A 14,403-nucleotide genomic window follows, 5' to 3' on the forward strand; every position below is an offset into this window, starting at 1 on the left:
TCGTGGGCGACAACGTGCCCGAACCGTATCACTGGGTTTCTATCTTGCTGCGGTCGGCCGGGAGGGCCTTGATTTTTGTCAACCCGGCAGGTGGACGACGAGTCGACCGGATCGGCGGTGAGTCGAGGACTGATCCACTGATTGTTGACCATTATCAAACTTTGCCGTGTCGCTCGGGCGCAGTCTGGGCCCAGTGCTGAACCCACGTTCACGACAGCGCAGGGGAGCGACCATGGCGACCATGAAAGCAGCAGTTTTCGTTGAAAAGAACCGCATCGTGCTGGAAGACAAGCCGATCCCCGAAGTCGGCCCGCTGGATGCATTGATCCGCATCACCACCACGACTATCTGTGGCACTGACGTGCATATCCTGCGCGGCGAGTACCCGGTGTCCAAAGGGCTGACGGTCGGCCATGAACCGGTAGGCATCATCGAGCGCCTGGGCTCGCAGGTGCGCGGGTTCGTCGAAGGGCAACGGGTGATCGCCGGGGCAATCACCCCCAGCGGGCAAAGCTACGCGTGCCTGTGTGGTTGCGGCTCCCAGGACGGTCCTGACACCCGGCACGGCTTCAAGGCCATCGGTGGCTGGAAGTTCGGCAACACGCTTGACGGCTGTCAGGCCGAATACGTGCTGGTGCCGGACGCACTGGCCAATCTGTGCCCGATTCCCGACGGCCTGACGGATGAACAGGTGCTGATGTGCCCGGACATCATGTCCACCGGATTCTCCGGGGCCGAGCGCGGCGAGATCGGCATCGGCGACACCGTCGCGGTCTTCGCCCTGGGGCCGATCGGCCTGTGTGCCGTGGCCGGTGCGCGCCTCAAGGGCGCCACCACCATCATCGGTGTCGATGCGGTGGCCGAACGCATGAGTGTCGCCCGACGCCTCGGGGCGACCGACGTGATCAACTTCAAGGACGGCAATGTGATCGAGCAGATCATGGCATTGACCGATGGCCGTGGCGTTGACGTGTCCATCGAGGCGCTGGGCACCCAGGGCACTTTCGAATCGGCGTTGCGGGTGCTGCGGCCCGGCGGGCGCTTGTCCAGCCTCGGGGTGTATTCCAGCGACCTGCGCATTCCGCTCGACGCCTTCGCCGCCGGCCTGGGCGACTACAGCATCGTGTCCACCCTGTGTCCGGGCGGCAAGGAGCGGATGCGCCGGTTGATGGCGGTGGTGCAGAGCGGGGCGGTGGATCTGTCGCCGCTGGTCACCCACCGTTTCAGGCTCGATGACATCGAGGCGGCCTACGAGCTGTTTGCCCATCAGCGCGACGGCGTAATGAAGGTCGCGATCACCCCTTGAATGTGCGGTTTGCGGAGACTGTCCATGAACATTGAGATCATCGAGAGGCGCAGCGCTCCTGGCTGGGTCGTGCACATGGATCGGCTGCAAGTGAACTTCAACAGCCTGGAGCAGGCACGGGCGTTCGTCGATCGGCTTCAGGCCCGAATCAACGCCCCGCACCCCTGGCCGCAGCCGGCGGCGCGGCAGAAGAAAGTCCGGACGGGTGCCGCACGACCGTTGGTGGCAAGCGTTGACTGACGGGGTGGGTAGAGCGTGAATGAGTCCCTTGACCTGGCAGGTGCGGCCGCCGCGCTGGGCATCGGTTTGCTCATCGGTCTGGAGCGCGAACGTCACAAAGGCACCGGCAGTACCCGGGACAGTGCGGGCTTGCGGACCTTCGCCATCACTGCACTGCTGGGGTACGTGGCAATGCAGGTCGGCGGCGCGTTGCTGCTGGGGATTGTGGCGCTCGGCCTGACCGCGCTGATCACTGTGGCATATTGGCGAAGCCTGAGCGACGACCCGGGTATCACCAGCGAGGTGGCATTGCTCACGGTATTGCTGCTCGGCGCCTGGTGCGGGTCTGCTGCAGGGCTGGCGGTGGCGACAGGCGTGGTGGTGGCGGGGCTGCTGGCCTTACGGGAAAAACTGCATGATTTCGCCATCAGCCAGCTGACCCGGACCGAAATGCGCGACGCTCTGGTCCTGCTGGTGGCGGCGCTGGTGATCCTGCCGCTGGCGCCGGATCGCTACATCGGGCCTTTTCACGCGATCAACCTCAGGACCCTCTGCACACTGACGGTATTGCTGATGCTGGTGGGGGCCGTCGGACATGTCGCCGTGCGAATCCTGGGCAGTCGTTATGGCTACGCCATCAGCGCCATTGCCTCAGGTTTTGTTTCCGGCACCGTGACCATCGCTTCCATGGGGCAACGCGCTGCCACGGAGCCTGCACAGATACGAACCCTGGCGGCGGCCGCAATCCTGTCCAATCTGGCCACCGTGGTTCAGGTGGCGTTGATCGTCGGCACCGTGGACACCGCGCTGCTGCGCAGCCTGTGGGTGCCGCTGGGCTGCGGGCTGGCGACCACGGCGTTTTATGGCCTGTGCCTGATGTTTCCCGGCTCGCTGCGAGGTGCCGGCGAAACCCGTGAGGAGGGCGGGGCGTTCGACCTCAAGCTCGCTGTGGTCGTGGCGTTGACCATGACCGCCATCACGCTCGTTTCATCGGTCATGCTCAACTACTTTGGCCAGGTCGGGGTGATGTTGACCGCCACCTTCAGCGGGTTTGCCGATGCGCATTCTTCCATTGCATCCATCGCGTCTCTGGCCAAGGCCGGGCTGTTGCCCGTCGATGCCATCGTCCCGCCGGCGCTGATTGCCGTCAGCAGCAATTCGTTGAGCAAGTGTCTGGTGGCCTGGGTCAGCGGCGGCCGGCGGTTTGCGGCGTATGTCATACCCGGCCAGCTCTTGCTGACGCTGGCCATGTGGGCGGGCACCTGGCTGCATTGAGGTGGAACTCAACGGGTTTGTTCTGCAGAGATGCCAAAGCTGACAAAGATCAAATGGCTTTCGGCTGCATGGCTCAATCTGGACAGGTGTTCTTTCAGATAATCGCCTGTCGAGGTGTCCCATGTCACAGACTCAGCGCTTGTTATTAATCGCTCCTCCCGCCATGACGCGCACTCCGGCGTTCGAACGCGCCGGCGCATTGGCGCAGGCCATGCAATTGCCGTTGCACATCGTCGCGTTCGATTACGTGCAGGCCCTGGCGGTGGCGGGGATGTTCGATGCCGAACAGATCAGCGTGGCCCGGGAAAGTTATCTGCAGCGTCATCGCGATTGGCTCGCGGAACAGGCTGCGCACTTGGGCAGGCACGGTATCGAGGTCACCAGCGAGGTGCTCTGGGTGCAGCACCCTTATGAGGAAATCCTGCATTTTGTCCATGAACAGTCGTTGGCGCTGATCATCAAGGACGCCCACGAAGAGTCGGCCCTCAAACGCGTGTTCTTCACGCCGCTGGACTGGCAGTTGCTGCGCGATTGCCCGGTGCCGGTGCATCTGGTGACCAATGACCGCCATCCACGGCCGCGCCAGATCATGGTCATTGTCGATGTGCTGCGCAGCGAGGAGCAGGATCAGGTGTTCAACGACCGGATCATCGATGCGGCGGTGAAGCTCGCCGAACAGTGCGGTGCCGGCCTGGAGCTGGTCCATGTGTATGACTGGGCCGCCGTCTACGCACAGGACATGGGCGTGGGAGCCCTGCCACTGGCAACCGGGCTCTATGAAGCCTTGGGTGAAGCTCAGCACGAGGCCTTCGCCGCACTGGCCGAGCGTCACGGGGTGGAGGTGCAGCGGCGCCATTTCATCGAGGGGATACCCGTGCCGAGCATTTGTGAATTGGCCGGCGAACATGACACGGATGTGATCGTCATGGGCACCGTGCAGCACAATGGCTTGAACAAGTTATTGGGCACGACCGCCGAGCAACTCCTGCATCGTGCACCCTGCAGTGTGCTTGCGATCAAGCCGGACGGGCAGTCGCAGCGCTGAAGCCGGGATCATCCCGCGATGAGCCGTTGGCCTGAACATCGCGGGATGATTCTTTTACAGAGAGAGACTGTGAATCACCTGATTGCTGCTTTCGGGGTCATGGTGCGTCTCGAAACCCAGCGCTCTGGCCAGGTCGCGCATGGGCGCATTGCTGGATGCATCCATCGAATACATCCGATGGAAACCGTTACGGCGGGCGGCCTTGATCAGGTGTTCCATCAACAAGGTCCCCAGCCCCAGGTGCTGCCATTCATCGGCGACAGTCACGGCGCATTCACATTCGTGTTCGCCAGTGGCCGCATAGCGGCTGACGCCGATTTCGATGAGCTGGCCGTCTTCGTGTACCAGCGCGATATAAGCCATGCGTTTGTGGTTATCGGTATCCATCAACTGGTCAAGCATTGTCTTGCCCGGCTCGTTGATCTGAGCGAGAAAACGCATGTGCCGGGACTCGGGGGAGAGCCGCTTGATAAAGGCGTATTCGCGCTCGCGATCCTTCTGCGCCAAAGGGCGGATCAGAATGTGGCGACCATCCTTGAGCGCTTCGATCCAGTATTGCCCGGACACCGCCGCATACGCCGCAGCGGCCCGTTCGTTGTGGTCTTTGACAGTGAGCATGGGGTGGTCCTCCTTGCGCTTTTTTCGGGTCGGTGCGGGTTGATGAACCTCGCGGTCGAGTCCTTTCTACGCCGATGGCGCGACCGGAATCTGATCTGGATCAGAGACCGTCGATGTGTCGCGCTCAATCGCGCTTTTCTGATGTAAATCAACCCGACCCGGGCCTCGGCAAGCGCAGTCTTGATCGGGCCGGCACGCTCAAACCGGTTCGAATCGAGGTGTGTGATGGGCCAATATCAACGTTTATTGCTGATCGCCGACCGGAACCTGCATCCGTCACCGGCGATGACACGGGCCGAGGCGCTGGCCAGGACGTGCGGCGCGGTGCTGCATGTGCGAGTGTTTGCCGATCCCGTGCCAGTGGTGCACGTATGGGAAGAGAAAACCGACGACGCCAGTTACCAGCGCTATTTGCGTCGTTACCGCCGTTGGGTGGCGGATGAAGAACAGCGTCTGGGTGACCTGGGCATCGAGGCCACGGTCGAGGTGGTATTCACCACGCACCCGCTGCCGGACATCCTGCGCGCCGTCGAAGACCTGAAGCCGGATCTGCTGATCAAGGACGTCACCCTGGAACCGGCGCTCAAGCGCGTGTTCATCACGCCGCTGGATTGCCACTTGCTGCGTGAGTGCGCCGTGCCGGTGCACCTGGTGAACCAGGCGCGTTATGGGGTGCCGCACCGTGTGGTGGCTGCGGTCGATCCGTTCGATCCGGCAACGCAAATCAGCGGTCTGAACGACACCATCATCCGATCGGCCAGTGCCATGGCCTTGCAGTGCGATGCACCGCTGCACCTGCTGTATGCCTACGACTTGTCGGCTGCGTTCAATGGGGACGCACCACTGGTCGGTGGCGGCTGGAGCGTGGATTTTGTCGAAGAGTTGCGGCAGGCGCTGCACATGGCTTTCGTCAGCCTGGCCGACCGTTATGGCGTGCCTGCGGAGCGCCGGCACTTCATCATGGGACTTCCGGTGCCGGTAATCAGCGAGTTTGTCGAACAGTATCAGGCGGATGTGGTGGTGATGGGGACCGTGCACCGGGTGGGTATCGATCGCTTGATCGGCAGCAACACCGAGCGGGCGTTGTACAGCGTGCCGGGCAGTATTCTCGCGGTGCGGTAAAGCATCAGGGGGTGAGCACGATGGCGCCATTGAACCGACCACTGCGCAAACAGGCCAGGGCCTGATTGGCCTCATCCAGCGCAAACCGGGTGACGTCGCAGCGCACTGGCGTGTGTTGCAGCTCGGCGAAAAACGCAGTGCCGTCTTCACGGGTCAGGTTGGCTACCGAGCGCAGGCTGCGTTCGCCCCAGAGCAGACGATAGGGAAAAGCGGGGATGTCACTCATGTGAATTCCGGCGCAGATCACGCAGCCTCCCTTGACCGTCGCCGAGAGCGCCATAGGCACCAGCGTACCGACCGGCGCGAAAATCAGGCCGGCATCCAGCGGATGAGGTGGGAGTTGGTCCGAAGGACCGGCCCATACGGCCCCCAGCGTGCGGGCATAGGCCTGGCTCTCGTGATCCTCTGGCCGAGTGAAGGCGTACACAACCTGGTGGCGACTTCGGGCGATCTGGATCGCCAGGTGAGCAGCGGCACCAAAACCGTACAGGCCGAGGTGGCGGGCGTCACGGGCCATTTGCAACGCACGAAAGCCGATCAGTCCGGCACACAGCAGGGGAGCGGCTTGCAGGTCGCTCAAGGCATCGGGGATCGGGAAGCAGAATCGCGGATCGGCAACGGTGTACTCGGCGTAGCCACCGTCCAGTTGGCAGCCGGTGAACTGCGCCTGATCGCAGAGGTTTTCCCGGCCCGAGCGACAGAACGAGCATTCGCCACAGGTCCAGCCCAGCCAGGGAACACCGACCCGTCGTCCGATCCACTCACGGGCGACATCGCCACCCACGGCAGTGACTTCACCGACGATTTCGTGCCCCGGCACCCGAGGCAGCACGGCTTGCGGCAGTTCGCCGTCCAGCAGGTGCAAATCGGTACGGCACACACCGCAGGCCAGGACCTTGATCAACAGTTGCCGTTCGCCGGGCACGGGAACCGGACGTTCTTCCCGTTGCAGCGGCTCTCCGGGCGAGTGCAGAACCATGGCGCGCACAGACAGGCTCCAGACTGGACGAGATCAATGCCCGACAGGGCGATTGCAACCGGCAATCATCTGCTTGAGCCCTTCCAGGTCGAGGACTTTTACGTCACGCCCGGAGATTTCCACCAGGCCCTGATCGCGCAGGTGCGCGATGCCCCGGCAAATGGTTTCCAGGCGCAAACCCAGGTACGAGCCGATTTCTTCACGGCGCATTTTCAGTACGAAGTTTTTCGCCGAGTAACCGCGCTGGTTCAAGCGTTGCGACAGGTTCAGCAGGAAGGCCGCCAGGCGCTCATCGGAGTTCATCGTACCGAGCAACATGAGCATGTCGTGGTCGCGCACGATTTCCCGGCTCAGCAGTTTGGTCAGGTTGTGCTGCAGCGAGGGCAGTTGCTGCGCCAGTTTTTCCAGATGGGCGAAATGGATCGGGCAGACTTCACTGTCTTCCAGTGCGAAGGCGTTGCAGGCATGCGAGTCGGTGCTGATGGCGTCCAGGCCGAGCATTTCTCCCGGCATTTGAAAACCGGTGACCTGTTCACGCCCGTCGAGGGAAAGCACGTTGGTCTTGAATGACCCCAGGCGCACGGCATACAGGGATCGCAGCGGATCACCCTCGCGATAAAGTGCTGCGCCTTTCCTGACCTTGAAACGCTGGACAATGAGCGCATCCAGACGCTCTACCTCCGGCCCGGACAGGCCGATCGGCAGGCACAGCTCCAGCACACTGCAGTTGGAGCAGGCCGACTTGAGTTGACGAAATGGCAGTGCTTTGGTGTCGGGCATGAATGTGATCCCCATCACATGATTCTTTAATCATAGTCGCCAGTCTTTCCGGGGCACTCAAACCGGCGTCGGCAAAGCGAAAAAACAACCAATGGAATATGTCAATCATCATCTATTTTCGCTTGCGGTCGAGTGGGCAATTGAGCGTTTTCGCTGAGGGTGACGCTTGATTTAAATCAAGTCCTGGCGAGGGCAGACCTCCAGAATCGATGAACTGGTGGTGAACGGCCTCGGCGGGCAATCTCATGAGCGGGTTTCTCAGTGCAGAGCAAGTGGAAGGGCTGGATGCTTACTGGCGAGCGAGCAATTACCTGGCCGTCGGGCAGATTTACCTCAAGGACAACCCGCTGCTCGCGATGCCGCTGCGTCGCAGCCATATCAAACCGCGTTTGTTGGGACACTGGGGGACGACGCCGGGACTGAACCTGATCTATACCCATCTCAATCGGCTGATCAATAGCTACGACCTGAGCATGCTCTTTGTTGCGGGCCCTGGCCACGGCGGCCCGGCGGTGGTGGCGCAGACGTATCTGGAAGGCACTTACACCGAAGTCTGTCCGACGGTCGAGCGCAACGCCAATGGCCTGTTGCGTCTGTTTCGGCAGTTTTCCTGGCCGTACGGCCTCTCCAGCCATGTGTCGGCGCAGATTCCCGGCTCTATCCACGAAGGTGGTGAACTTGGCTACAGCCTGGCGCACGCCTATGGGGCAGCGTTCGACAACCCTGACCTGATCGTCGCGTGCGTGATCGGCGACGGTGAGGCGGAAACCGGTACGCTGGCCGCCAGCTGGCATTCGAACAAGTTTCTCAATCCTGTACGCGACGGGGCGGTGCTGCCGATCCTGCACCTCAATGGCTACAAGATCGCCAACCCCACGGTGTTGTCTCGAATTCCCGAGGACGAACTGTCGGCGCTGATGCGCGGCTATGGCTACGATCCGTACTTCGTCGAAGGCGATGATCCGATGCAGGTGCATCAAGTGCTGGCGCAGACGCTGGATACGATGCTGTTGAAGATTCGCCGGATTCAGCGTGACGCGCGTCGGCAACCGGCTCATGCCGTGGCGCATCGGCCCGTCTGGCCGATGCTGGTATTGCGCACGCCCAAGGGCTGGACCGGGCCACAATTTGTCGATGGCCACCGGGTCGAAGGCACCTGGCGCGCCCATCAGGTGCCGCTGGCCGACTTCAGCCAGCCGATTCATCTGCAACAGCTGGAAGCGTGGTTGAGCAGTTATCGTCCCGAAGAGCTGTTTGACGCGAAGGGGATGCTGATGCCGGAGATCGCGGCGCTGGCGCCTACCGGGCATCGGCGCATGAGCGCCAACCCCCACGCTAATGGCGGGCTGTTGCTGCAGCCACTGGATCTGCCCCGGTTTGCCGATTTCGCGATACCGCTCGACACGCCCGGCTCTGTGCGTGCCGAGGCCACGCGGGTACTGGGCAAATACCTGCGCGAGGTGATGAAAAACAACCTGGCTTCCCGCAATTTTCGCCTGTTCGGTCCGGATGAAACCGCTTCCAATCGTCTCGATGCGGTGTATGAAGTCACCGGCAAGACCTGGCTCGATCCGCTGGAGCATGAGGATTTGAACCTGAGCGCCGATGGCCGGGTGATGGAGATACTCAGCGAGCAGGTATGCGAAGGCTGGCTGGAAGGTTATCTGCTGACCGGTCGCCACGGTCTGCTGTCGTGTTACGAGGCGTTCATCCATATCGTCGACTCGATGGTCAACCAGCACGCCAAGTGGCTCAAGACGGCTGCCGAAGTTCCGTGGCGCAAACCGGTGGCGTCGCTCAACTTTCTGCTCACTTCCCATGTCTGGCGCCAGGATCACAACGGCTTTTCGCATCAGGACCCGGGGTTCATCGATCTGTTGGCGAACAAAAAGTCCGACATCGCGCGTATCTACTTGCCGCCGGACGCCAATTGCCTGCTGTCGGTCGCCGACCATTGCCTGCGCAGCCGCCATTACATCAACGTCATCGTGGCCGGCAAGCAACCGGAATGGCAGTGGCTGGACATCGACGCGGCGCAACGCCATTGCCAGGCCGGTATCGGCCGTTGGGCCTGGGCCTGCCGCGATGACGAGGCACCGGACGTCGTCATGGCTTGCGCCGGAGACGTACCGACCCTGGAAACCCTCGCAGCGGTGACCTTGTTGCGCGACTGTGTGCCGGACCTGCGGGTGCGGGTGATCAATGTCGTGGACCTGATGGTGCTGCAACCGTCGTATCAGCATTCCCACGGCTTGTCGGACAGCGCATTCGACACGCTGTTTACCATCGACAAACCAGTGATCTTCGCCTTCCACGGTTACCCGGCACTGGTTCACCGGTTGCTCTATAAACGCGCCAGTCATGACAACTTCCATGTCCGTGGTTTCAAGGAAGAGGGCGCGACCACCACGCCGTTCGACATGGCCGTGATCAATAGTCTTGATCGCTATCGGTTGATGCTCGATGTGTTCGAACACGTGCCGCGGTTGCAGAGCCAGGTGCATGAGGCGCGGACGCGCTACTGGTCGCAAATGGAGCGGCACAAGCTTCATCTCATCGAGCATGGCGAGGACCTGCCGGAGGTGCGCAACTGGCAATGGACGCCTCCACCAGTCCCGTGAGCGGCTATTTGCTCTTCCAGTATTTCTGCATTTCGAGGAACAGAAACGAGGCGGTCCACGTGATGAGCACCAGACCGGTCAGCGCTTCCAGGCCGGTCAGGTACTTGAGATGGCCGACCGGGGAAATGTCACCGAAGCCGATGGTCGTGTAGGTGGTGAAAGAGAAGTACACGCAGTCCATGAACGTGCCGTCGAAGTTGCCTGTCAGATAGCCCCATTGGCCGGAGTGCGCCATCAGGTAGTAAGCCAGGGCAAATGCCCAGACTTCGAAGGCATGGGCCAGCAGACTGCCAAACACGCCGACGACAATCCTGAATCGGCGCCACAGTTTCAGGCGCGGCAGGAAGTCGTTCAGACGCAGCAGGCATTCGTAGTGAATCAGCACGGCAACGACCACCGTCAGCGTGTTGATCAGCGTGACAGCCAACATTCACCAGCCTCCCGGATCAGGACGCAGCCGTGTCGGTACGCGCAGGTTGCGCAGCGGCCTGCAGGGGCCTAAGCGGGGCGAACTCCTCGGGGGTCAGTGTTTCCTTTTGCTGCAAGAGGCAGGCGCCGGCATCCAGGTCCGGACGCAACCTTTCGAGCAAGGCGTTGGCCCGTTGCCACGCTTCGTCCAGCAACGCACGAATGGCCAGGTCGATTTCCCGCGCGGTCTGTTCCGAATAATCCTTTTCGCCGGTTTCCGGTAACCGCTCGCCAAGCCAGGTCGCGTTGCGCCGTTCCAGAACCGCCTGCCCAAGTTCGCGGCTCATGCCAAAGCGGGTGACCAACTGACGGGCGATGTCCGTGGCGTGGGTCAGGTCATCGGCAGCACCCGTGGAAATCTCTCCGATCACGAGGAATTCCGCTGCCCGTCCTGCCATCAGCACGACCATCCGGTCCTTGAGCATCTGGCAACTGATCAGAAAGCGGTCTTCGGTCGGTCGCTGCAAGGTATACCCCAGAGAGCCAATGGCGCGTGGCACGATCGAGACTTTGTGTACCGGGTCCATCGCCGGCAAATGGCTGGCGGCCAGCGCGTGGCCCATTTCGTGATAAGCCACTACTCGACGTTCTTCAGGGCGCAGCACGCTGCTTTTGCGCTCGACGCCGGCGATCAGCCGCTCCACGGCGGCGGTGAAGTCGACAATGTCGACCACGTCGGCGCCACGTCGGGTTGCGACAATGGCCGCCTCGTTCACCAGGTTTGCCAGATCCGCGCCGGTGAAACCGGTGGTGATCTCGGCGATACGTTCGCTATCGATACCCGGTGCCACGGTGATCTTCTGCAGGTGTACCTTGAGGATCGCCTGCCGACCTTTGCGGTCCGGGCGATCGATCAGCACTTGCCGGTCGATTCGCCCGGCACGCAACAGCGCCGGATCGAGAATCTCCGGCCGATTGGTTGCCGCCAGAAGCACCACGCCTTCCCGAGGATCGAAACCATCCAGCTCCGAGAGCAGTTGATTGAGTGTCTGCTCCTTTTCGTCATTGCCACCGAACGCACCGACGCCGCGCATCTTGCCCAGCGCATCCAGCTCATCGATGAAGATGATGCACGGCGCAGCCTGGCGTGCCTGCTCGAACAGATCGTGGACCCGCGCCGCACCGACGCCGACGAACATCTCCACGAACTCGGAACCGGAAATCGAGAAAAACGGTACGCCGGCTTCACCGGCAATGGCTTTGGCCACCAGCGTCTTGCCGGTGCCCGGTGGACCGACCAGCAGCGTACCCTTGGGAACATGCGCGCCGAGACGGGCATAACGGGCCTTGTCCTTCAGGAACGAAACGATCTCCATCAGTTCGAGCTTGGCTTCCTCAATTCCGGCAACGTCGGCGAAAGTGACGCCGGTATCCCGTTCGACAAACACTTTGGCCCGGGATTTCCCGATGTTCATCAGGCCCCCCAGTCCCTGTTTTTCAGCGAAGCCGCGCAACGCAAAGTGCCAGACCACCATGATCAGTATCAGTGGCAACAACCAGCCCAGCAGCCCGTCGAGCAAGGTATGCTCGTTGACGCCGCTGAACTTCACCCCCGAGCGCACCAGGTCCGAGGCCAGCGCCGGATCCACCCGCACCGTGGTGAACAGTTCACGGCCATCAATGGGTTCCAGCAACCTGCCGCTGATCTGTTCTTTCTCGACCTGCAGATCACTGACCTTTTGCTCGTTCACCAATTGCAGGAACTGACTGTACGCAATGTTTTGCACGGCATGGCGTTCGGCGAACAGAAACTGCACAAGGGCAAGAGCCACAAAAGCGATCAGGAAATACGAGACGGTCCAGGGATGATTGTTCTTCATGCTCATGACTCGACGAGGAGGTTTATGCCAGCAGCAGATGGTCCTCGACCCGACTGACGCCGGGCACCGACCAGGCGGCACGCTCGGCGATCTGCCGCTCGCGCCACAGGTGAACCCGGCCTTCGAGCGTCACCACGTCGCCTTCGACCTTGACGCGAATATCCTTGGCTTCGACTTCGGCATTGCGTTTGAGAGCGGCTTCGATGCGTTGCTGGATGTCGAAGACGTCCAGTCGCGGACGCAGGGTCAGGCGATTGTTCACGCCGGTGACGCCCGTGAGCTTGCGTACCGAGTGCTCGGCGGTTTCCTTCTGGTATTGCCAGTCGACTTCGCCTTCCAGCGTGATCCGGCCACCCTGCACGATGACCTTGATATCGCCCTCGGGTACGTCGCAACTCCAGTGGATGATTTTCAAGGCACGGCTGGCGATGGTGTCGTCTGCGGTGCCGGCATTTCTCTCAAGCCTGACCTGGATTTCTTCGGCCAGCGCACGCACGCCCTTGACCCGTTTTACCGCACGTTCGGCGCTGATTTTCTGAGCGTAGCTCTTGACGTGTCCCGTAAGCGTGACAACGCCGTCCTCCACCGAGACACCAATGTTGGCGGCGTCGATTTCAGGCTGGAATTCGAGTTCCTCCAGAATGCATTTGCGCAGGCTCAAGTCGTTCATGACGGTCTCCTGGTTTCGATGTGAGAGGGCAGGGAACAGCTGCCTGGTGTTTTTTCTACGCCCGGACGACAAAATTTCGTTGAGGAATATCAACAATGGCTGTCGGGGCCGCAGCGGTCGCAAGCGAGCGATTTGTTTGACAAAGATCAGAGCCGGCGGCAGCCAGCGCCAGATACTCGAATCATGCGGTCTTCAGCGTTGATCCATCGGAGGAGAGAACCATGAACAGGCGCTTGGTCATCGTTTTGCTCAGTGCGCTGGTGGCGGCGACTGGCGGTTGCGGTCATCGCCAGACCGAAGAGTTCGACGCCCGGCTGGAGTCCGCCGAGGACAATGCCGCGACCGCCAGGCTTCGGGCCGATGAGGCGTTGCTCAAGGCGGAGCAGGCGCAGCGAGCTGCGCAAGAGGCGTATGAACGCGCAAATCGCATGGCTGAAAAAGCGGCACGCAAGTAATCGAGATCAATCGTGAGTCGCAACAGGGACGTCAGGCTGGCAGGACCAGCCAGGCATTGCCGGAGAACAGTGATGCTCAAGCTCAAACGCATTTTGTTGATCGCACCCCCCGAGATGAATCGTTCGCCGGCCTTCGAACGTGCCGAAGCGCTGGCCCGGGCGACCGGAGCGCTTTTGCACATCGTGGCGTTCGATTATGTTCCGGCATTGGCGATGGCCGGGCTCTTTGACCCGGATGCGATGGCGCAGGCGCGGGAGGGTTACCTGCAGGTGCATCGACAGTGGCTGGAGCAGCAGGCGCGGTTTCAGCGAAGTGCCCGGTTGCCGGTCAGCACTGAAGTGGTGTGGGCCAGGACCACATCGGCTCATGTGCTCGAATACATCAATGACTTCCGGGCCGATCTGGTGATCAAGGACATGCACGATGTACCGGCACTCGAGCGCGCCTTTCATCGGCCGCTGGACTGGGTATTGCTGCGCGATTGCCCGGCTCACCTGCATCTGGTGAGCGAAAACGCACAGTCTGTGCCAACGAAGATTCTTGCCGCCATCGACCTTTCTCATCTGGAAGAACTGACCCAGGGCCTCAACGACCGGATTCTCGATCTGGCCACAACCCTGGCGGACGCAACCGGCGCGACGTTGCAGCTGTTGAACGTCTGTAACTGGTCGGTGCTGGGGGACGCTGCGATGAGTGTGCCGACGCCAAGTCTGGACCGCAGCTTGTGCGAGGCGATTACCGATACCCAACAAGAGGCATTCGATGCGCTCGCCGAACGCTACGGCATTGACAAGCCCCGGCGGCATCAACTGACCGGCATTCCCCACAAGGTGATCGAGCTGTTCGCTCGCCAGAATGCTTTCGACATGCTGGTGCTGGGCTCGGCCTATCAGCGCGATGTCCATGGTTTTGTCGGCAGTACGGTCGAAACGTTGACGAACCGGGCACCGTGCAGCCTGATGATCGTCAAGCCCGCGTCCTGTTGCGACTGATGGCAGCGCCCGTCAGGTTGCCGATTGATAAA

Annotated in this window: 14 protein-coding genes; 8 read left to right on the plus strand and 6 right to left on the minus strand. The window is 61.4% G+C overall.

The features are described 5' to 3' along the window. Positions 1-232: 232 nt before the first annotated feature. From ACK6BI_RS18945 to ACK6BI_RS18960, 4 genes are all read left to right on the plus strand, one after another. Positions 233-1,306 (plus strand): NAD(P)-dependent alcohol dehydrogenase, encoded by a 1,074-nt coding sequence (locus ACK6BI_RS18945; protein ID WP_409318253.1) that lies wholly within the window; start codon positions 233-235, stop codon positions 1,304-1,306. A gap of 24 nt (positions 1,307-1,330) precedes the next feature. Then, positions 1,331-1,546 (plus strand): hypothetical protein, encoded by a 216-nt coding sequence (locus ACK6BI_RS18950; protein ID WP_409318254.1) that lies wholly within the window; start codon positions 1,331-1,333, stop codon positions 1,544-1,546. A 15-nt stretch (positions 1,547-1,561) separates the two neighbouring features. Then, a complete protein-coding gene (locus ACK6BI_RS18955; protein WP_409318255.1) occupies positions 1,562-2,800 on the plus strand; it encodes an MgtC/SapB family protein in 1,239 nt (412 codons plus the stop codon). Positions 2,801-2,921: 121 nt separating this feature from the next. Next, positions 2,922-3,845 carry a universal stress protein gene (locus tag ACK6BI_RS18960; RefSeq protein ID WP_409318256.1) on the plus strand — a complete coding sequence of 308 codons (924 nt, stop codon included), beginning with the start codon at positions 2,922-2,924 and terminating at the stop codon, positions 3,843-3,845. Positions 3,846-3,899: 54 nt separating this feature from the next. On the opposite strand, the gene ACK6BI_RS18965 is transcribed toward ACK6BI_RS18960, so the two are convergent. Beyond that, complete coding sequence (locus ACK6BI_RS18965) at positions 3,900-4,463, minus strand: GNAT family N-acetyltransferase (RefSeq protein WP_409318257.1); 564 nt, start codon at positions 4,461-4,463, stop codon at positions 3,900-3,902. A gap of 225 nt (positions 4,464-4,688) precedes the next feature. On the opposite strand from ACK6BI_RS18965, the gene ACK6BI_RS18970 reads away from it, so the two are divergent. Then, entirely contained in the window at positions 4,689-5,585 is an 897-nt protein-coding gene (locus ACK6BI_RS18970; protein ID WP_409318258.1) for a universal stress protein, read from the plus strand. A 4-nt stretch (positions 5,586-5,589) separates the two neighbouring features. On the opposite strand, the gene ACK6BI_RS18975 is transcribed toward ACK6BI_RS18970, so the two are convergent. Next, positions 5,590-6,573, minus strand: coding sequence for a zinc-dependent alcohol dehydrogenase family protein (locus ACK6BI_RS18975; protein WP_409318259.1), 984 nt, complete (start codon positions 6,571-6,573; stop codon positions 5,590-5,592). 24 nt (positions 6,574-6,597) lie between these two features. Then, positions 6,598-7,344: a fumarate/nitrate reduction transcriptional regulator Fnr gene (fnr, locus tag ACK6BI_RS18980; protein WP_409318260.1), complete on the minus strand. Its 747-nt coding sequence runs from the start codon at positions 7,342-7,344 to the stop codon at positions 6,598-6,600. A 245-nt stretch (positions 7,345-7,589) separates the two neighbouring features. Between fnr and ACK6BI_RS18985 the strand changes: the two genes are divergently transcribed. Then, positions 7,590-9,965, plus strand: coding sequence for a phosphoketolase (locus ACK6BI_RS18985; RefSeq protein WP_409318261.1), 2,376 nt, complete (start codon positions 7,590-7,592; stop codon positions 9,963-9,965). Positions 9,966-9,969: 4 nt separating this feature from the next. On the opposite strand, the gene ACK6BI_RS18990 is transcribed toward ACK6BI_RS18985, so the two are convergent. The 3 genes from ACK6BI_RS18990 to ACK6BI_RS19000 are packed head-to-tail and all read right to left on the minus strand — an operon-like array spanning position 9,970 to position 12,923. After that, positions 9,970-10,395: a potassium channel family protein gene (locus ACK6BI_RS18990; RefSeq protein ID WP_409318262.1), complete on the minus strand. Its 426-nt coding sequence runs from the start codon at positions 10,393-10,395 to the stop codon at positions 9,970-9,972. Positions 10,396-10,411: 16 nt separating this feature from the next. Continuing rightward, positions 10,412-12,253 carry an ATP-dependent zinc metalloprotease FtsH gene (ftsH, locus tag ACK6BI_RS18995; protein WP_409318263.1) on the minus strand — a complete coding sequence of 614 codons (1,842 nt, stop codon included), beginning with the start codon at positions 12,251-12,253 and terminating at the stop codon, positions 10,412-10,414. Positions 12,254-12,275: 22 nt separating this feature from the next. Continuing rightward, entirely contained in the window at positions 12,276-12,923 is a 648-nt protein-coding gene (locus tag ACK6BI_RS19000; protein WP_409318264.1) for a BON domain-containing protein, read from the minus strand. A 221-nt stretch (positions 12,924-13,144) separates the two neighbouring features. On the opposite strand from ACK6BI_RS19000, the gene ACK6BI_RS19005 reads away from it, so the two are divergent. Together ACK6BI_RS19005 and ACK6BI_RS19010 are read left to right on the plus strand one after the other, a co-directional pair. Then, the gene (locus ACK6BI_RS19005; protein ID WP_409318265.1) at positions 13,145-13,378 is read left to right on the plus strand and encodes an Lpp/OprI family alanine-zipper lipoprotein; all 234 of its coding nucleotides are present in this window, start codon (positions 13,145-13,147) and stop codon (positions 13,376-13,378) included. A 72-nt stretch (positions 13,379-13,450) separates the two neighbouring features. Then, the gene (locus ACK6BI_RS19010) at positions 13,451-14,371 is read left to right on the plus strand and encodes a universal stress protein (RefSeq protein WP_409318266.1); all 921 of its coding nucleotides are present in this window, start codon (positions 13,451-13,453) and stop codon (positions 14,369-14,371) included. Positions 14,372-14,403: the final 32 nt, after the last annotated feature.

Source organism: Pseudomonas sp. KCJK9016, assembly GCF_046231795.1.
Taxonomy (GTDB): Bacteria; Pseudomonadota; Gammaproteobacteria; order Pseudomonadales; family Pseudomonadaceae; genus Aquipseudomonas; species Aquipseudomonas bananamidigenes.